This is a genomic window from Rhizobium sp. BK619, from assembly GCF_014195245.1.
GTDB classification, from domain to species: Bacteria; Pseudomonadota; Alphaproteobacteria; order Rhizobiales; family Rhizobiaceae; genus Rhizobium; species Rhizobium acidisoli.
Window position 1 is genome coordinate 115,455 of the sequence record NZ_JACIBH010000017.1, and the last position, 18,826, is coordinate 134,280.

Consider the following 18,826-nt stretch of genomic DNA (forward strand, 5'->3'; position numbering starts at 1 on the left):
GACTGCCTCTGAGCTGTCACAATTGATTTTTCGCGTGCAACTGGTATTGCTCGGTCGTCTCTCGCTGATATTTTCCGATTCTCTCAACATTGCCAAAAGGATACCTGATGCGAAAGCTGGCGCCGTTGGTCCTTGTCGCAGTTCTCGGCGCATGCGCCCGGCCATCCGATGGCCCAACTGCCGGTGGTTTCTACAATGCCACCTCACCGCAAACCAACGAGCGAATCCCGGTCGTCAGATTGTCGGAAGCGCCGATGGGTCCGGTTTCGGCCGCTCCGCTTGCCTATGCCGCCACCGATCCCGGGCTCAGCGCCATGCGTTCGAGCGGATTTGCCGATACGAGGCTCAGGCGCGGCGACGTCATCGACGTGACGATTCTCGATCCCGGCGAGGATGGACTCTTCTCTTCGACACAGAGCAAGACCCTCAATCTCGGCCGTTTCACTGTCGATTCCACCGGCAACGTGACGCTTCCCTTCATCGGCAAGCAGCGGGTGGTGGATTCTTCGACCGAGGCGCTGCGGACGCGGATCGTCACCGGCCTGAAGGGCTCGGCCGTCAATCCGCAGGCTGTCGTCACCGTGGTCGACAGGCCCTCCAGCGGCGTCACCGTCAATGGCGACGTCCGGTCCGCCGGCCGTTTCCCGCTCACCGCCCGCAAGGAGCGCGTGCTCGATGCGGTGGCACTTGCCGGCGGCGCATCCTCCGCGCCGGGCTCGGCGACCGTCACGCTGATGCGTGGCAAGCAGCGCGCCACCGTGCCGCTGCAGCGCGTCATCGACGACAGCAAGCAAAATGTCTACCTGCTGCCTGATGATCAGATCTATGTCGACAAGGATTCCCCGACCTTCACCGCATTCGGCGCCTTCAAGAGCGTCGGCGAGTTCGAATTCGAACCGGGCAGGCTGACGCTGGCGCAGGCGCTCGGTCGCGCCGGCGGCCTGCTCGACGACCGGGCCGATGCGAGCAATTTCTATGTGCTGCGCAATCAGCCGGTCTATACGCAGGTGGCGGCGGCGAACGCCAAGACTGCCGCGCCTGTGGTGGTAAGCAGCAAGCCGGTGATCTACCGCGTCAATATGAAGGACGTTTCCAATCTGGCGCTGATGCAGCGCTTCCAGATGATGGACGGCGATATCATATACGCCAGCAATGCCAGCCTGGTGGACTTCGCCAAGCTCTTCAACGTTTACCAGAAGAGCGTGCCGACGGCGGCCGCACCAATCCCCGGTTCGAGCGGCAATTAAGCGCCAGCTGGACGTTTCGCGGGGCCGCCGAGCAGATGCAAGGCGGCCTTCGCATTTTGGGGGCGGTTCTGCGGATCCCGTTCGGACAGGCGGAGCGCCAAGGCCTCCAACCCCTCGTCGCGTTCCTGGCAATGGCGCAGCAGCAGGGACAGCAGATGCCCGGCCGCGTAGAGATCTGATCGCCCGTCGAGCGGCCTGCCGCCCGTCTGTTCGGGCGATGCAAAACCCGGCTGGCCGGCAAAGGCAAGATCGAGCTCTTCGTGCCGGCATCCGGTCTCCAGCGCGATGCCGAAATCGGCGATCTTCAAACGCGAGAGATCGCCGTCGAACAGAAGATTGAGTGGCGACAGGTCGCAATGCACGAAACCGGCGGCGTGGATCGAGTCCAGGCCGGAGAGCACCGATGTCATGACCGACGTCACGTCGTCGGGGGATAGCGGCCTTTGCTGCAAAAGCTCCGTGAGCCGGCTTCCGATCCATTCCATCACAAGGGCAGTGCGCCCGTCAGCAAGACGCAGAACGGTCTGCGTCGCGGCAATATGGGGATGGCGGAGCGCCATGCCGATTTCAGCCTCACGCAGCATGAGCTTCCTGAGGATGGGATCGTCCTCATGCTCGGGCCGCGGCATCTTGATGGCGTGAAGCGTTCCGAGATCGCGGTGGCGGGCGCGATGGATCTGGGTGAGCGCGCCGTCATGGATCAGCCCCTCGAGCACGAAGCTGTTGGCGACTATCCTGGGATTGGCATCGCCAAGGCGGGCCTCGCCTCGATCGAGCGCGTCCCGGACCCGGTCCAGCAGGATCTGCCGGGTTTCCGGCGAGTAGGGATTGTCTGTGCCTGCATGCAACGCCTGCCAGAGATGGGAGAAACGTCGCGCGATTTCCGCGAAATCCACTTCCGGAAGATCATGGCTCATCGGTCTTCACGTCGATCACGATGGCGCTGAGGTTGTCGCGGCAATTGGCGATCAGCCCCTCCTGGACGAGAATATCGGCTGCTTTCTCGATTTTCGCGGAAAGCAGGATCTCGGCGATGCTGCGCTCGGGAACGGCGCCAGGCAGCGGCGCGCTGCAGAGCAGGAGCCGGTCGCCGGTCTGCAATCCGCCGGAGAGGACTTCGGGAACGAGATGCCCGCGCAGGCCGATGGCGCGCGAGAGCGTGCGCCGCAGGCCGATCTCCACATGGTCGCGGGTGAGGCAGCGCATCATGCCGTCCCGCAGGAGATAGCAGCGGGCATCGCCGACCCAAAGCAGGGTGCAGCTCTCCCGAAGCGTGGCCAGCACGACGATGCTGGCGGCCGACGGCTCGCGATTTTCGGAATGATAGGCCGATTGAAGCAGGCCGTGGGCACGGCCGAGCTTGCCCTTGACCTCCTGCACCAGAGCTTCGATCGTCTGCTGCTTAGCGGTTTCGGCAAGCACGTGAACGGCGATCTTGCCGGCCTCGGCCGCTGCGTTGCCATCGCCGACGCCATCGGCGACGGCGAAGAGCGAAGGCGTCTCCGAAACGAGCAGCGCATCGGCATTGACGGTGAGCCGCGTGCCGGCATGTGTGGCGTGGCTGTGCCGCAACACGAGGGGATGATGCGGTTCGACGCTGACGGGACGCGGCGTCTCGGTCGTTTCGGGTCGCGGGGCGGCCGAAGCGGCGGGGGAATTGTCGTGCAGCAGTTTCGGAAAATGCTCGGGCTCAGGAGCGCCGCTGACTCCAAACCCCTTGGCCCGCTGCTCCTCCGGGTCGATCCGCCACCAGATCGTGCCTCGGCTGGACGCTCTATCCTGCAATATCTCGTTTTCTGCAAGGTCGGCCGGACGCAGGCTCCTAAGCCGCTTCAGGCTCGTGGTGAAATGATTGATGTCGAAATCACGTTTGGCCGAGCTTTCGGCGATTGCCTCGACTGCAGTAAACCACGTGCCGTCGAGATAGAGTTGGCGCGGATGCTCGGTAAAGCCTTGAAGCTGGGTGGCGATGACGAGTGGAAAGCTGCGCCCGACGCGATCGAGGCTTGGCAGTAGAACGCCGGCAATGGTTGCCGGTCCCCAGAGGCCGCGTTCGATGATGAAACGCCATGCCGGCATGGCGCGAAACCGGCGTTCCCAATCCTCGCCGAGTTCCTGCTGCGCCGCTTGCAGCCCGGCCTGCAGCCAAGCGTCGAGCGCGGATTGCAGGTTGCGGCCGAAGCCCATCGAAACGAAATCGCCATGGCTCGGCAGCTTGCCGAAGAAGCCGATCCTGTCGGCTTCCGCCGGGTTTCGCTCGAGGGTGGCGCGCTCGTTCATATCGGGCCGATCAGAATTGCACCGGGCATGAGAAGGCGCCGAGCGCCTCCAGCCGGAATGGATTGAGCACCGAACCGAACTGCACGTCGAACTCCGCCGCCTGGCCTTCCTGCTGGAATTTTGCCCGGAAAAGATCGTCGCCCTGCACGGTGACATTGGCATCGTCGAAAAGGCGGAAGGGCGACCAGTCGCCATTCTCCGTCAAGGCCTGCTGCCAGCCGCCCGGCTGGAAGGCGATGCGCGAGGCGTTGCTGGCTTCCGCCGACGGCCAGGTGATCGATTTCGACTGGATCGGGCCATGGAAATAAACCACCCGTTCCCCCTCGATCTCCAACATCACGGCGCTGGCGGCATCGGTCAACGACACCGGCTTGACGTTGATCGTGATCGATGGCTCCTTGCTGCCGGCCGGGAAGAAGGCGCGGTTGATCTTGTCGGCATTCTCGAACTGGGCGATCGCGGCACTCGGAATGCTCGCCGCGCCGAACGTGCCTTTCCAGCCCCATGGCGAGGCGCTGGTGTCGACGAAGGCTTCGAGTTTCTCCTTGAAGAAGGTTTTGAACAGGCCCTCGGGGCCGAACAGCCTCACGAAGTCGCTCATCGCCACGTCGCGAGGGGATTTCCGATCGAAGGGATAACGGCCGGCGACGACATTCGAGCAGAAGCCGGCGCCTTCCGCGGCCCAGGCGCCGCTGATGCGGGAACGCGCGGATTTGACCGCCAGCGAACCGACATCGGCAGCCAGTCCCGCCATCCAGCTGTCCACAGGCGCGGGCAGCTTGCGGGCCTGCTGAAGCAGGTCCTGATTGGCGTCGGTCAGCTGGCTGTCGACGTCGAAGACCTTGGCGACTTCGGCGGTCGAGGTCGTCGCCCGCGAAAGCTGCTCCTGAACCCTCTGCAGGATCGGCTCGAGCTGGCCGATCTCCGACCGCGGCGCATCCTTCGCTTGATCGGGAAGCGGAGACTGGCCGGCCGGCGCCTTCAGCGCGTCACGAAGACGGCCGAAGGGATCGGGCGCATTCGCCGCACTGGCAAGCGCCGTCGTGGAATCCGGTAGGCTGTCGCCGGCGGCCGAAGCGATTTCGGCGCCGGGGCCGCGCAGATCGGTGGCGGCGGCGATCGATTTCGCGATCGTCTCGACCGGTCCCGGCTTGCCCGCCAGAATGCGGGTGGTCTCAGCCGCATCGCCGATTGTCTGCGAGGGTTTCACCCGGATATCGGAGAGAAGCGTCGACCAGCGCTGCTCGAAATTGTCGAAGTAGAGCTGAAGTGTCGCCTGGGCGATTGTGTCGACCGTGACGCCCGCGGGATTGGGATCGCCGCGGACCCATTGCTCGTCGAGCGCTTCGCGCGCGGCGTCGCTGATCTCGGGCAGAACGACAGTGCGGTAGCCAGTCGCGGAAAAAAGGCCGGGAATACTTTCGCCGAGCGGCGCTTTGGAGGTGCGCTCGAATGCCTGTTCGCCGAGTGGTCCGAGCGCACCGGCCGGGCTCCAGCCGGGAAGAGCCCGGGACTGGCGGTATTCCGCCAGGATGTCATAGGCGCGGCTGGCGATGTTCTGCGAACGGATGGTCGAGCGGGCCTTGGCGATCAGCGCCTTGTCGAGCTCGATCGGCGGCAGCGCGCCACGCGCCATCGCTTCGGCATGGCTAATCAGCGCGTTGCGGGCCGCGGCCCGGCCTTCGTCGGGGTAGAGCCTGGTGAACATGTCCTCTGCCTCAAGCGAGGCAAAGTCCGCATTCACAGGGCCGAGACCGCCGAGCATGCCGTAGAGTTTCAGCGCGTCGAAGGTCCTGTTGATGTCGGTGGTCTCGGTCATCTCCTTCTGGAGCTGCACCAGCATGCGCGGCAGGAGCAGCGTGTTCAGCGCCCGCTGATAGGCCTCGCGCTGGCGGCTGGTGACCTTGCCTTCCTGGTCGAGGCCGAGGCTCACCGGCCAGACGCGGGCCTTGGAAAAATCGGTGGTGACGGCGGCGAGATTGTCGAGCGCCGGCAGGATGCGCAGGAAATCCGCATCCGAAACGTCGCGCACCGGCACGCCGCGCACCAACTGCTCATAGGCATCGATGCGTCTTTCCGCGCCGGCGAGCGCCGTGGTGTTCTGGATGTAGGTGGCCGTCCAGCTGGTCAGCACCACGGCAAGCAGCAGGACCGCCGATACATAGGCCGCCCGGCGGAAGAGCAGCTGCCGACCGGAGAGCCGCTTGTCGCGGGCAACGAGCGAGGCCTCGCCGAAGATCACTTCCTTGAAGAGGCGCGAGAGGAAATAGCTGCGCCGCATCCGGGGGACGGCGACCGTCTCGTCCCTCTGGGTGCCGGAGGCGAAATAGATGCCGCGCAAGAGCGGCGCTTCCACCAGTTTAGAACCCGAGCATAGCTCGGTTACGACCTCCTGCAGGCGCTCCTTCAAGGAGACGAGCTCGGCCGGGAAGCGGAAGATGCGGCCGCGCAGCTCCGGATTGGGCTCCTGCTGCAGGCGCTCGATCAGCATGGCGTCGACACGCTGCTGCAGCAGGGTGAACTCCTCCATGAAGCGTTCCGGCAGATTGGCCGCCTTATAGCTCTCGTCGAGCCCGAAGGTCGTGCCCCAGACCTGCTCGCGGTCGCTCTTATTGAAACCGTCGAAGAACTCGACGAAGCCGGTCAGAAGATCGGCCTTGGTCAACAGCAGATAGACCGGCACGCGCGCATGCAGGAGCTCGTCAAGCTCCGACAACCGCTGGCGGATTGCCCTGATTTCCTCGCGCTGGGCTTCGGGATCGCGCGTCAGCAGATCGCCGATCGACAGCGTCACCAGCGCGCCGTTGATCGGCTGCGAACGGCGGTATTTGCGCAACAGGCCGAGAAAGCCTTCCCAACCGGCCTTGGCGGTGCCGTTCAGATCGTCCTGCGTGGTGTAGCGGCCGGCGGTATCGATGAGGATCGCCTCGTCGGTGAACCACCAATTGCAGTTGCGCGTGCCGCCGATGCCCTGCACCGAATTGCTGCCGAGCGCATCGCCGAGTGGAAATTTCAGGCCGGAATTGGTGAGCGCCGTCGTCTTGCCGGAGCCCGGCGCCCCGAAGATGACGTACCAGGGCAGCTCGTAAATATAGCCGAAGCGCCTCTTGGTGATACGGCGCAACAGCTGCAGCGCTTCCTTGAGCCGGCTATGGATCTCGCCGACCTCAGCCTGCTGGCTGGCCGCCGCTTCGGCCTCGGCGTCGCGCTCGATCCCCTCGACGAGCTGCTTGTCGCGGCGGCGGTCGCGGATCACGGTGAAGAGGAGGTAAGCGAGCCAGGCGGCGATGATGATGCCGATCAGCGTCAGCCGCGCCGAGGCGCTCGCCAGCGGCTTGAACTCGCCATGGGCGGCAAGATAGCCGTAGAACCAGATGACGACGCAGATCGCCGCCACCCAGATGATCGAGATGAAGCGGCGGCCGAGGAGGCCGGCATAGGCCTCGACATAGGAGCGCAGCGTATAGAAATAGCCTAAGGGGTTCATCGCGATGCGCCTCCTGCAGCGGGCGACGGTTCATCGGGCCTTTCGGCCTCGATCGGCGGTGTCTTGAAACCCGCATCGCTTAACCGTTCACTCGGATCGGTCAGAACCAGGATCTCGGTGCGGCGGTTCATTTCCCTGCCCTCCTGAGTGTCGTTGCCGGCGATCGGATCGCTGTCGGCGCGTCCTTCGGTCAGGATCGCGCCCGGCCCGGTGAATGACGCCAGGATTTCGCCGACCGCCTTGGCGCGGGCTTCGGAAAGGTGCCAGTTGGAGGGGAACTGGATCGTGCGGATCGGCACATTGTCGGTGTAGCCCACGACGACGGCGCGGAATTTCTCCGCGGCGAGCGCGCCGCCGATCCGCTGGAGGAGATCGTGGAATTTCGGGCTTACCTCGGCGCTGCCGGTGGCAAACAGCCCTGAATTGCTGATGCGGACCAGCAGCCGGCCGTTCGAATTCGAGAGCGTGACCAGCTTCTTCTCGACCTCCGGCTGTAGGAAGGCGAGCAGATTGTCGAGCCGGTTCGGCGGCTTGACCTGCGGAGCGGGAGTAGGCGGCGGCGTCTCCGCGACGACGACAGGCGGAGGCTGGCGGACGGGTTGGGGAAGCTTCACCAGCACGCTTGGCGTCTCGCGCGGCGGCAGGTTGGCGAGGCGCTCGAAAGTACCGTCGGAGGCGCGGTTGAGCGAGAGCGTGAAGAACAGGTAGCCGAGCGCCAGGATCAGCGTCAAAACGGAAAGCAGCGTCCAGAGCGCGGCGGCGGTGCGCAACGGCTGGTGCCGGGCAGAAACCCCTTTCCAATGGGGCGAAAGCTCGCGCTCGAAGACGCCGTATTGGCCGAGCAGCGTCTTATAGAGGCTGTCACGGATACGGGCGAGTTCCAGCCCGCCGCGCGCGGACACGCGGGTGCGGCCCTCGAAGGCGAGCGACAGGCAGAGATAGATGAGCAGCAGCAGGTCTTTGTTGGCGCCGGGGCTCTGGTGGAAATGGTCGAGCAGGTCGAACACCCGCTCGCCGCCGGTCACGTCCATATGGAAGGTGGAGACGAGGCCGGAGCGGGCCCAGCCGGCGCGCACACCCCAGGCTTTGCTGAGCACGACATCGTCGACCGTCGCGCAGACGATATAGTGGGCGGCGCGTGCCCGTTCCGGACTGATGCGCGCGCTTGCGAGATCCCGCTCGTAGCGGCCGACGGCTGCGATCGCCACCGCTCTGAGTTCATCGATGTCAGGCTGCTCTTCGGTGTAGCGCAGGCCGTGGGCGAGATTGAGCAGCGGTGCTGCCGAGCGCACCAGGGTCGGCACATCTTCGGCGCCGAAACGGAAATCCTTGACGAGTGTCTCGACCGATGCGCCGCCCGTCGCAGGCGCTCCCGCCGGTCCTTTTCCTTTCTCGCCGTCGGGAAAATCGAGGACGTCATCCAGCATCTCCGCCATCTTGCGGGCGGATTGCTTTTTCTTTGCGCCGTCCTCGGTGAGTTCGACGACGGTCGGGAGATTCTGCCATGAGGCGGGGTCGGTCTTCATTCTCTAAGGGCCCACAGTTCTATTTCGAGTCCGGGGAAATCGCCGGCGAGATGCACGGCGATGGCGCCGGAGGTATCGAGTTGTTTCCAGAGCGGGTTCTTGGTGTCGAGTTCGAAGTAGATGGTGCCGGAGCGATAGGGGAGCTGGCGCGGCAGCACCGGCAGCGGCCGTACGGGAATGCCCGGCAGCGCCACGTTGACGAGGTCGGCAATGCGCTCGACCGGGCCGACCTTGATCTGTGCCGGCAGCTTGCGGCGCACGTCCTCGGCCGGCATCTCGGCGCGGACCGCCAGCACGAAGCCGGCATCCCTGAGCAGTGTGCGGTCGTTGATCGTGCCGATCCTGACACCATGCCGGCGTTCGGCAAGCTCGATCGCCACAGCCGCCTGTTCGAGCACGGAGGATAGCGAGGCGCGGAGATCGTCGAAGACCGCCGCAAATGTCGCCTTCAGATCGTCGTGACGATAAGGCGGGAAGTCGCTGGCGCGTTTGCGCTCGGTCGTGAAGGTGGCGAGCTCGCCGGCAAGCTGGATGCAGTTCTCGTAAAAGACGATGGGATGAACCCGGGTAGCATTGGCCGAAATATGTTTCAGCATCGGATCGGCGCGGTTGAGGATCTGCAACAGCAGGTAATCGCCGACCTCGGCCGTTCCGCGAATGGTGGGATCGCCGATCCGTTCGGCGATTGCCTCCGCGCGATGGCGCACGATGCCGAGAAGTTCGGTGATCAGCTCGTTCAGCCGTCCCGCGGCCGTGCAGTTGAGGCTCGGCAGGATATAATCGGGATCGAGGATCACCGCCCGGTCGGAGCGTACCTCGATGATGCGGGCAAGTCCGATCAGCTCATAACCGGCAAGTTCGTCGCCGGTCCGGAGATAACGCAGGCTGAGGCGGCCGACATCGATCGGCGCCATGAAATCGGTTTCGACATTGGCGTCGGGCGCCTCATAGGGCGAGGCGACGAGCCGGACGCTGTTGCGCTGAGCCCCGCCGTTGAGCGCCACATCGGCCTTGCCCGGCTGGCGGGCGGGAAGTGCGAGATAGACGATCGCGTTTTTGGTGTTCTCGTCGAGATCGAGCGGCGGCGGCAGGTCGGCATCGACAGGGGCTTCGAACGGCGTGCCGTCGGGCAGGACGCCGCGCAGGTTGGACAGCGCAAACTGGCCGATCGCCAGCGCGCCGCGGTCGATGCCGATCTCCGATATGCCCCAGGGATAGGGCGACAGGCCGTGCGTGGCGGTGCGCACCAGCCGCTCGGTCCAGCGGTCCGCCTGCTGAAAATGCTGCACGCGAAGGAACATGCCTTCGCTCCAGGCCACCCGGTTCTCATTCCTCATGATGCGCGTCTCTTCCTTCCTGCCTGTCTTGTGAACCAGGTCCTGCGTCTCTGCCGTCCACTGCATCCGTCATCGCGTCGCGGAAAACATCGTGGATCGACCGGCTCTTGCCGTCCTTTTCGAATTGCGCACGGTAGGCCCGCCAATAGCTCTGCTCCCTACGTCCGGGCAGGCGCCAGGCGCTCGTCTCCACCTGCGCCTCGACGCTGCGAGGCTCCAGTCGGCCAGCCGCCTGAAGGACAGCTTCGAGCGCGGCGCTGAGTTTCACCTGTTGCCCGAGCAGAATTTCGATGCGGGCAAGGAGTGCTTCCTCCCCGCCGGCCGGGAAATCCGGCTGCCTGCCAGCGGAGGGCGCCTTCATCTCGAAAACGGCATAGCTGTTCTCGACAGCCTCTTCGAGCCGCTTGAGCAGCGGCTCCAGGCGTTCGGCGAAGGCTTCTGGCCGGCCGATTGTCAGCGCCGGAAAATCCTCGGATTCAACCTGCGGATCATTGTCGTTGACGATCTCGATCACCGGCGCGGCCCGGCGCTGCGCGATCGGCACGGCGACATGGGTGGCGGAGCCATGTTCCAGATGGCTGCCGTAATCGGTCTCCTCCGAATTCCAGTCCTCCGGCAGACGCTGGGTGACCGAGCGGGTTTCCGGAGGGCCGCTCCAGCCGATCTCGACATTGCGGGAGGAGGCCGCACCTTTCTTTCCGCTTGTTTCAGGAAAGGCCCAGTCATCGCTCGTGCGCTCGCCGAGAATGCCGCTGGCGGTGCGGCCGCCCGGGGCGATATCGGCAAGGATCGCGGAAATGGTCAGCGGTTCGTCGCTCAGCACCAGGCCGGCATCGGGATCCTCGATTTCACGGTCGCTCTCTCCCGATATATGAACGGAAAAGGAAAGTCCGCCCATCTCCAGCCGCGATCTGTCGGAAAGCCTGGCGATCTGGCCCTCATGGACGGTCACGCCGTTGACCCGGGAGCCGTTTGCGCTCTGGTCGCGCAGCAGGAACCCTTCGCGATCGCGCTCGATGATGCAATGGAGCTTGGAGATCGAGCGCTGGTCCTCCGGCAGCTGCCAGTCGCAATCGGGCGCCCGGCCGAGCGTGCGGCGGCCGCGTTCGAAAAACCATTTCGACCGGCCGGCCGGCATCGCCACGTCGCTGGTGATCTCTCTCAGTTCGAGCCTCATCCTCGTCTCCTCACCGCATCTCGGCCGACAGGCGTTCGACGATCACCGCATCGCCGCTGTCTTTCGCCGCTGGCGCGACCCTCGCCCAGCTGTTCCAGCCCAGCCGCGGTGGATCGCCTGCCTGTCCGAGCTGGCAGAAGGGAACGTCCTCTTTCTTCAGGATCGCCTGGATGTCGAATTCGAGCGCCGAACCGACATAGAGCCGCGTCAGGGCGAAAAGCTCGGTGATGGCGCGTCCGCCCGGCGCGAGCGAGAGGTAATCGGCATAGCCAAGCGGGCCGATGACGATGCGAAAGCCGCCGCTGAAATCGTGGATCGCGGCACCTGCCGTCGCGTTGACTCCAAGCTGGACGCCCTGCGGCTGGCCCATGCGGCTGCGCTCCTCCGCCGGTATCGTCAGCCAGCGGCCGCGAAACAATTCGATTTCCACCGGCAGGCCGCTGAATTCGGTCAGCATGGCGCGGAGATTGACGGCATTGCGGTTGCGTGCGGCGAAGAACCCGGAAAAACGCAGGATCAGCTCCTCGTCGACGCCGCTCGTTTCGACGAGCCGCTTGGTGCCGAAGCCGGTGAGCGAAAGCAGCGTGGTGACGAAGGTATTGTTTGCCCAGATGCCGCCCCAGCGCAGCCGCCGGGCGATGCGGTATTTCTCGCAGGCGTCCGTGAAGAGTTCTGCCATCCGTGCGCCGAACAGGTCGAAGAAACCCGCAAGCGCCCGCGACCGGTTGCGCTCCTCGCGCATGACGAGTTCGTTATAGGCCGACGGCATCGAGCCGAGCGCGCCGACGAGACCCGCAAGCGCGCTGCGCAAGCGGGCGCGGCCGGCCTTGCGGCTGTAGCCGCTGACGGCAAGCGGTGCAGGCGAGACGCCGACATGGGCGGCGACATCGAGCCCTCCTTCGCCGACCGATGCCTGCGCGACGCGGAAAGCCGTCACCGGCTCGAAGCGGCCGGGGTCGCGTTCGAGCAGATCGGCAAGGGCGTCTGGCTTGCGGGCGGTCGAAAGATCCATGATGGGCTAGCGGTCCTTCCTCAGAGAAGCGGGCGTTCGGCGGCGCGCGCCGGCCATTGGGCGATCGGGCTCGACTGACCCTTCATGCCGACGGTGAGCCGGGTGAAGCTGTTGACCGAGGTGTAGAGGCTGAAGAACCGATCGAGCAGGCTGCCGAACAGGAAGGCCGAGGGCCGGTCGATGGCAGCGGGATCGAATTCGAGCGTGATTTCGGTGCCGGGCACCATGCCGCCGCTGCCGAGACGGGCGGTCGAATTGGCGGCCTTGATCCTGACCAGCGCGTCGACGAATTGCTTGGTCTCGGGGCTGTCGCGGAAGGCGTAGAGCGACAATATATCCTTCAGCGCCGCACCCTCATTGTCGAAGAGCGACAGATGGTTGAGCACGAGATGCGAGATCAGCCGCCAGTTCCGGCCTTCCTGATCGTTCATTCTGACGGACGGGGTCGGCGGGATCAGCGCCTCGACGCCGGCCACCGCTTCATGGCCGGAGGCGAGCTGCAGGAAGGGATGACCGCCGCCGAAGGGAAGCTGTTCCGGCAGGTCACGGTTGAGGCAGAGCGTATCGACACTGGCGACCGCATCGACGGGGCCCGCCGAGCGGCGCTGCCTGTCGACGAAGGCGATGTCCATGTCGCTCGTCCGGTCGTCTTCGTCGAAACGGCGATAGGCCTGCCAGTAGGTCGCGCTCGTGTCTGCCCGCTGCGACCGTCCGAAGAAGGGCTGGCAGAATTCCTCCTGGCCGCGTGACCTGGTCAACAGGACGCGGTCGATCGAATAGATCTCGCGGGTCTTCTGGCGCCGCGCATCGGGCAGGAGGCGATATTCCGTGCGGGTGCCGTCGATGGCGATCGGCTCGCAGATCTGGCGGAAGAGGTTGACGACCGGCGTTGCATTGAGCGCGAAGTCGCGGACCGACACTGCTCGTTCGAGCTTCGCGTCGCTTTCCCTGAGATAGATGAAGAGCTCTAGCGTCTCGCCCGTCCAGGCATCGAGGCCTTCAATGTCGAGAAAGAGAAACTTCGGGGGCAGCGCGAAAAATTCGGTGAGCAGCCGGTAGCCGGTGAAGCTCGGCGCCGGATAGGGCAGCATGGCTTCTTCCGCCTCGAAGCCGACCGGTTTGAGATTCCGAGCCGGCAGGAAGATAGGCGCGCGGTCATCGGCATGTTTGGCAAGCGCGATGCCGAGCGTGTGATTGGCAAGCAGTTCGTAGATCGCCACCGCCTGTTGCCAGGGGGAGGGAATGTGCAGGCGCAGCCGGCTGATGCCGAGACTGCCGAGAGGCTTTCGGGCATCGAGAGAGCGGATGGAAAGCCTGAAGCAGCCGGCAACGCCGGCATAGGGCGAAAGCGGCGCGTTGACCGGCTGGCCGGAAAGGCTGGCTTCGGCAATCTCGACCGGCGCCATCTCGACGTCCTGCGTGGTGCGGAAGCGGCAGGCTTCGCCTCTCACCGGCTCGGCCAGGATCTCGGTATGGCGCGGCACGGTCTGGACCGAGGCGAGCGTATCGCTTGGGCGGAACTTGACGATGCTCATCGAGGGCAGCGGCGCCAGATAATGCGGATAGAGCGTTTCGAGCAGGCTGTCGGTGAGTTCAGGAAATTCGTCGTCCAGCTTCTGGCGCACGCGGGCGGCCGAATAGGCGAAACTCTGGATCAGGCGTTCCACATGCGGGTCGTCGGCGACGTCGCCGGTCATGCGTAGGCGGCCGGCAATCTTCGGGAAGGCGTCGGCAAAGCGCGCGGCCCGGCGGCGCAGCGCCAGCAGTTCTTCATTGTAACGGTGCAGGAAGCCTTCAGCCATTGCCTGCCTCCACGAGGAAGCGCTGGGTCGACGGATCGATGGTCGATTCGAAGCTGATCGGCGGCATGCCCTCATGCAGGCGGAAGGTCGCCTGGATGCGCATGCGCAGCGCCCGCTCGGTCATCGTCCGGCTTTTCAGGATCGTCACCCTGACATCGGCAAGCCGCGTCTCGAACAGCGCAATCCGCCGCTCTATCGCTTCGGCAAGCTTGAGCTTGGCCTGGTCGGTCATCAGATTGGCCGAGACGATGCCGTCGACGCCGTAGCTCACCAGGGCGTCCTTCAATTCGGAAAGCACGGCCGGCGGCGTGGCCGGGGCGCGCCTTGTGTTGAGCAGCGCCTCGAGATCGCGGCGGATCGCCTCCCTGACCTCGCGGACCTGGTCGACGAAGCTCACCGGCGGATCGACGACGCGATCCGGAGCCTCGTCGATCAGCCTGTCGAGGATCGAGCGGGACAGGACGCGGTCGCGCAGCCGGTAGCGTTCGAGCGGATCAACCATGCGCGGCCTGCCTGCCGGCAGAGACTGCCGGTATGATCTCCAGACTTTGGGTATCATGGAAGGAAACCAGTTCGTCACCGGCGAGATAGCAGCGCTGGCCGCGGCCGGTGGTGATGCCTGTGGCTTCCTCGACCCATTCGGTCTCGCGGCCGAGCCTGAGCGCCGCATCCTTGCCGGTGCCATGATAGACCGCAGGCAGAAGCACCGACGCGGCTGCGCCGTCGATCAGTGTCAGTTCGGCGCGGCGGAAGGCGAGATCACGCGGCCGGGCAATCGGCTCGATTGAAAGGGCCGATATCTTGGCGAAGTCGATCCACAGATAACCGCCGCCGGTCATGATGACTTCCAGAGCGTGCGGCGTCCGGTCGTCGAGGTCGCGCAAGTCGGAGACCGCCTTGCCATTCCAGATCAGCGGACGTTCACCCCTGAGATTGTCCAGCGCATCGAGCGCGGCCCTTGCATCGTCCGCATCGCCGTCGCGGTGGGCGATGCCGAGGCGGACGGCGAGTTTGTCGAGTTCGCTCGGCCCCTGCGGAAATTCCGGCACGGCGCCGCTCGTAAACCACGCGTCGCGCGCCGCCATCGCCCGAAGCTCGTTGCGCAGCAGGGCAAAGCCCATCGTCGCGTCGGGAGAGAGGGTGGCTGCAAGGCTGCATTGATTGTCGGCACGCTCATAGTCGCCGGCAAGCACGAGCAGATCAATATAGAGATGTCGCGCCTCATGATCCGAGGGCTTGGCCTTCAGATGCGCCTTGGCCTCCTCGATCGCCTCCTCAAGGGCGTTGTCGCTGAGCGATTGGGCGATGCTGGCGGAAAGCGTCATGCGGACATCCTCTCGGGTATGGCGATCGGGCGGCTTAGGATCTGGCCGGTGGTTGCGGTCTCGGCGATAAGATGGAAGCTCGTGGCAACGTCATCGAGCTGGAAATGCGGCTGCAGCCGGACCGTGCAGGAGAAGCTGCCGGGCTTGCCCGGGATCTCGGCGACGCCAATGCCGGCGGAGCGCAGCGGAAAGCGCGTGCGCAGCGCAATGTCGGCGTCGTCGTTGCCGAGCGTATAGGCGGTCAGCCAGTCCGCCAGCCTGCGCTCGATCGAGATCGCATCGGAGAGCTGGCCGATTTCGTCGCGTATGATGACCTTGAGATAATGCGCGAAGCGCGAGGCGCAGAGTACATATTGCAGCATGGCGGCGAGGCGGGCGTTCTGGCGTGCATGCTCGTTGGAATAATGCGGCGGCGCATGCAGCGACTGATTGGAATTGAAGATCGCCGAAGAGGAGAGATAGGTGGTCGCGGCAGGGATGATGCCGAGATCGCAGAGCTGCTGCTCCTGGCTGCTGGTCAGATGGATTTCCACCGGCGTCTGGGCTGATAGTCCGTTGCTCTCAGTGCCGAAATCATAAGGCGGCAATTCGCTCGCACTCAGCAGGCCGCCGTCGACGGCATCCTGCGTGACGCCGCGGATATCGGCGAACCAGCCTGAGGTGATGAAATTGCGGATGACGACGGTCGCAAAGGCAAACGCGGCGTTGCCCCAGAGCAGCGAGCTGCCGTCGGCGGCAATGCTTTCGCGGAAGGGAAAGCCGTCATTGCGATCGCGCGCATGCGTGGTCAGCGGCGAGCGCATCAAGATGCGTGGGGCCACAAGCCCGAGGAAACGCGAATCCTCACGGGCACGAAGACCGTTCCAGCGGATACGGTCCGCCTCGGTGGCAAGCCAGGAAAAGTCGTTGACCCGGTTCAGCTCGTGAAAATCCTCAAGCCCGATCGATAGCGGCGCAGCACCGGCGACGAAGGGGCAGAAGGCGGCCGCCGCCACCATGCCGATCTGCGACAGCGTGCTGACGGGATCGCCGTCGGCGGGATCGCGCGGGGACAGGTGATAATCGCCGACCAGCAGGCCGAATGGCTCGCCGCCCGGCATGCCGAACTCGCGGCTGTAGATCAGTTCGAAGAGATGGCTCTGGTCGAAGTCGCTGGCGCGCTCCATGCTGCGCGCGAGCTCGCGCCAGCTGATGCTGAGCAGCTTGACCTTCACCTCGCCGCTGCGGCTTGCCTCGCGCACGAGCATGGCAAGGCCACGCCATCTCGCCTCCATCGCCTGAAAATCGGGATGGTGGAGGATGGCATTGACTTGCCTGTTCAACGCCTCGTCGATCAGCGTAATCAGCTGATCCGCCCGGCGCCGCCATTCAGTGCTGGAACCCATCGTCGACCTGACCAAATGTTTTCGCAAGAGGTTGGCGCGGCGGTTTCAGCCGCGCCGGACCCTGATTTCGTCAGTTCTTCGAGGGAATGCGGGCGACCATGCGCAGCGAGGTCGTCAATTCCTCCATCTGCAGCCACGGGCGCATCCAGGCCACCGCGTTGTAGGCGCCCGGCCGGCCGGGAATTTCCTGGACGGTGACTTTCGCCTCGCGCAGCGGGTATTTCGCCCGCGACTCCTCGCCGGCATCGTCATTGGCGTTGACGTAGTTGGAGATCCAGCGGTTGAGCCAGGCCTCGCAATCTTCCGCCTCCATGAAGGAACCGATCTTATCGCGGCCCATGACCTTGAGGTAATGCGCAAAGCGCGAGGTTGCCATCATATAGGGCAGGCGGGCGGAAACGGCAGCGTTGGCGGTCGCCTCGGGCCGGTCGTAGAGCTTCGGCTTGTGGGCCGTCTGCGCCCCGAAGAACACCGCATAGTCGGTATTCTTGTAGTGGCAGAGCGGCAGGAAGCCGAGCTTGCCGAGTTCGGCGTCGCGGCGATCGGTGATACCGACTTCCGTCGGGCATTTCAGGTCGAGATCGCCGTCGTCGCTGGAGAAGATATGCATCGGCAGGCCTTCGACCTTGCCGCCGTTTTCGGCGCCGCGGATGGCGGTGCACCAGCCGTTCTTGGCGAAGGCTTCGGTCAGGCGCGTGCCCATCACATAGGCCGCGTTCATCCAGCAGTAGGAGCCGTGCGGCAGTTCGCCGGTCTTGGAGCCTCCGGTCTCGTCGAAGTTGAACTCCTCGATCGGGCTGGTCTTCGGGCCGTAGGGCATGCGGGCGAGCACGCGCGGCATGGCGAGCGTCACGAAGCGGGAATCGTCGCTCTCGCGCAGGCTGCGCCACTTGGCATATTCCACCGTCTCGAAGATCTTTTCGAGATCGCGGGGTTTTGCGAGCTCGCGGAAATCCTCGAAGCCGAACATGCGCGGGCTGGCCGCCGAGATGAACGGGGCGAAGGCGGCGGCTGCGATCATCGAAACGCCCTGCAGAAGCTGGACGTCGTCGAAGGAATTGTCGAATTCATAATCGCCGATCAGCGCGCCCATCGGCTCGCCGCCGGGTGTGCCGAACTCGTCTTCATAAACCGACTTGAAAAGCCTGGACTGGTCGAATTCGACGGCCTTGGCCAGATCCTTGGCGACATCGCGCTTGGAGGCGTTGAGCACGCGGATCTTCAGATTGGCGCTGGTCTCGCTGTTCTTGACGAGATAGTTCAAGCCGCGCCAGGCGCCTTCGAGCTTGGTGAATTCAGGCGACTGCATGATTGCCGCAAGCTGGCTCGAGATCGCCTTGTCGATCTCGGCAATGGCATTGTTCAGGGTGATCGTCAGATTGCGATCATAGGTGACGGTGCCCTTGAGGGCCTGGTCGGTGAGGGTGCGCAGCAGATCCTGCGCACGGTCGGGCTCGGTCTGGCGGGTTGCCGCAACGACCTTCGAGAGCAGGTTCTCGTCAGGCGCGAACCCTGCCTCTTCCTTTGTCTGCAATTGCGTTTCAGCAGTCATCTATCGATCCTTTTTGCGAAAGCGGCGGTCCTTGAAGCATGAGGGGTTGCCTTCAAAGGAGGCCGCTGCCGGACAACGATTCTTCAGGAATTGAGCGCGCGGGCCGCGATCGGCCCGCGATCCCGGGCACTCAGTTCAGTACGTCCTTCGTCTCGTCGGCCTTGCCGCCGCCAAGCTGGGCCACCAGCTGCGAGAGGTCGGCCTTGTTCTGCAGGATGTCTTCGAGCAGGCGCTCGAGCTCGTCGGAGCGGTCCGCCTTGCTCATCAGGTCGCGCAGCTGGTTGCGCGCGCTGAGCAGGGCCTTCAACGCCGGCACCTGATCGACGACCGCGCCGGGTTCGAAATCGGCCATGCTTTCGAATTTCAGCGAAACGGGAAGCTCCGTTCCGTCTTTCTCCAGGGTGTTCTCGACCGTGAGGGTGAGGCCCGGCGTCATGCGGCGCATGACGTCGTCGAAATTGTCGCGGTCGATCTGCACGAACTTGCGCTCGCCGAAAGCCTTGAGCGGCTGCGTGGGATTGCCGGAGAAATCGCCGAGCACGCCGACGACGAAAGGCAGCTCCTTCACCACCATCGCGCCTTCGGTTTCGACTTCGTATTTGATGTGGACTCGCGGCTTGCGAACCCGTTCCAGTTTCTCATGCACACTTGCCATCGAGATTCTCCTTCGTCTCATCGGCGGATTGGAAATTGAGG

14 protein-coding genes are annotated in these 18,826 nt (G+C 64.5%); 1 reads left to right on the top strand and 13 read right to left on the bottom strand.

The features are described from left to right. Window positions 1–107: 107 nt before the first annotated feature. Window positions 108–1,247, top strand: a complete 1,140-nt coding sequence (locus FHX14_RS28895; protein WP_184380356.1) for a polysaccharide biosynthesis/export family protein — start codon at window positions 108–110, stop codon at window positions 1,245–1,247. Here the strand turns inward: FHX14_RS28895 and FHX14_RS28900 are convergent. The 13 genes from FHX14_RS28900 to tssB form a co-directional block, all read right to left on the bottom strand. Continuing rightward, window positions 1,244–2,164 (bottom strand): serine/threonine-protein kinase, encoded by a 921-nt coding sequence (locus FHX14_RS28900; protein WP_184380358.1) that lies wholly within the window; start codon window positions 2,162–2,164, stop codon window positions 1,244–1,246. The genes FHX14_RS28895 and FHX14_RS28900 overlap by 4 nt on opposite strands. Further along, a complete protein-coding gene (tagF, locus tag FHX14_RS28905; RefSeq protein ID WP_184380359.1) occupies window positions 2,154–3,527 on the bottom strand; it encodes a type VI secretion system-associated protein TagF in 1,374 nt (457 codons plus the stop codon). Before tagF ends, FHX14_RS28900 begins: the two co-directional genes overlap by 11 nt. A 10-nt stretch (window positions 3,528–3,537) precedes the next feature. Next, a complete protein-coding gene (gene tssM, locus FHX14_RS28910) occupies window positions 3,538–7,014 on the bottom strand; it encodes a type VI secretion system membrane subunit TssM (protein ID WP_184380362.1) in 3,477 nt (1,158 codons plus the stop codon). Next, a complete protein-coding gene (tssL, locus tag FHX14_RS28915) occupies window positions 7,011–8,540 on the bottom strand; it encodes a type VI secretion system protein TssL, long form (protein ID WP_184380364.1) in 1,530 nt (509 codons plus the stop codon). Before tssL ends, tssM begins: the two co-directional genes overlap by 4 nt. Beyond that, on the bottom strand, window positions 8,537–9,877 hold the full coding sequence (tssK, locus tag FHX14_RS28920; protein ID WP_184380366.1) for a type VI secretion system baseplate subunit TssK: 1,341 nt from the start codon (window positions 9,875–9,877) through the stop codon (window positions 8,537–8,539). Before tssK ends, tssL begins: the two co-directional genes overlap by 4 nt. Continuing rightward, the gene (locus FHX14_RS28925; protein WP_184380368.1) at window positions 9,867–11,054 is read right to left on the bottom strand and encodes an FHA domain-containing protein; all 1,188 of its coding nucleotides are present in this window, start codon (window positions 11,052–11,054) and stop codon (window positions 9,867–9,869) included. Before FHX14_RS28925 ends, tssK begins: the two co-directional genes overlap by 11 nt. A 10-nt stretch (window positions 11,055–11,064) precedes the next feature. Continuing rightward, window positions 11,065–12,066, bottom strand: a complete 1,002-nt coding sequence (gene tssG, locus FHX14_RS28930) for a type VI secretion system baseplate subunit TssG (RefSeq protein ID WP_184380370.1) — start codon at window positions 12,064–12,066, stop codon at window positions 11,065–11,067. Window positions 12,067–12,086: 20 nt separating this feature from the next. After that, a complete protein-coding gene (gene tssF, locus FHX14_RS28935) occupies window positions 12,087–13,868 on the bottom strand; it encodes a type VI secretion system baseplate subunit TssF (protein WP_184380372.1) in 1,782 nt (593 codons plus the stop codon). Further along, window positions 13,861–14,370: a type VI secretion system baseplate subunit TssE gene (gene tssE / locus FHX14_RS28940; protein WP_184380373.1), complete on the bottom strand. Its 510-nt coding sequence runs from the start codon at window positions 14,368–14,370 to the stop codon at window positions 13,861–13,863. Before tssE ends, tssF begins: the two co-directional genes overlap by 8 nt. Then, window positions 14,363–15,193: a type VI secretion system accessory protein TagJ gene (locus FHX14_RS28945; protein WP_184380375.1), complete on the bottom strand. Its 831-nt coding sequence runs from the start codon at window positions 15,191–15,193 to the stop codon at window positions 14,363–14,365. The genes tssE and FHX14_RS28945 overlap by 8 nt, the downstream gene beginning before the upstream one ends. Then, a complete protein-coding gene (tssC, locus tag FHX14_RS28950) occupies window positions 15,190–16,593 on the bottom strand; it encodes a type VI secretion system contractile sheath large subunit (protein WP_281414181.1) in 1,404 nt (467 codons plus the stop codon). Before tssC (FHX14_RS28950) ends, FHX14_RS28945 begins: the two co-directional genes overlap by 4 nt. Before the next feature lie 55 nt (window positions 16,594–16,648). Next, window positions 16,649–18,130, bottom strand: coding sequence for a type VI secretion system contractile sheath large subunit (gene tssC / locus FHX14_RS28955; protein ID WP_003592325.1), 1,482 nt, complete (start codon window positions 18,128–18,130; stop codon window positions 16,649–16,651). A gap of 130 nt (window positions 18,131–18,260) precedes the next feature. Then, window positions 18,261–18,785, bottom strand: a complete 525-nt coding sequence (tssB, locus tag FHX14_RS28960; RefSeq protein ID WP_184380380.1) for a type VI secretion system contractile sheath small subunit — start codon at window positions 18,783–18,785, stop codon at window positions 18,261–18,263. Window positions 18,786–18,826: the final 41 nt, after the last annotated feature.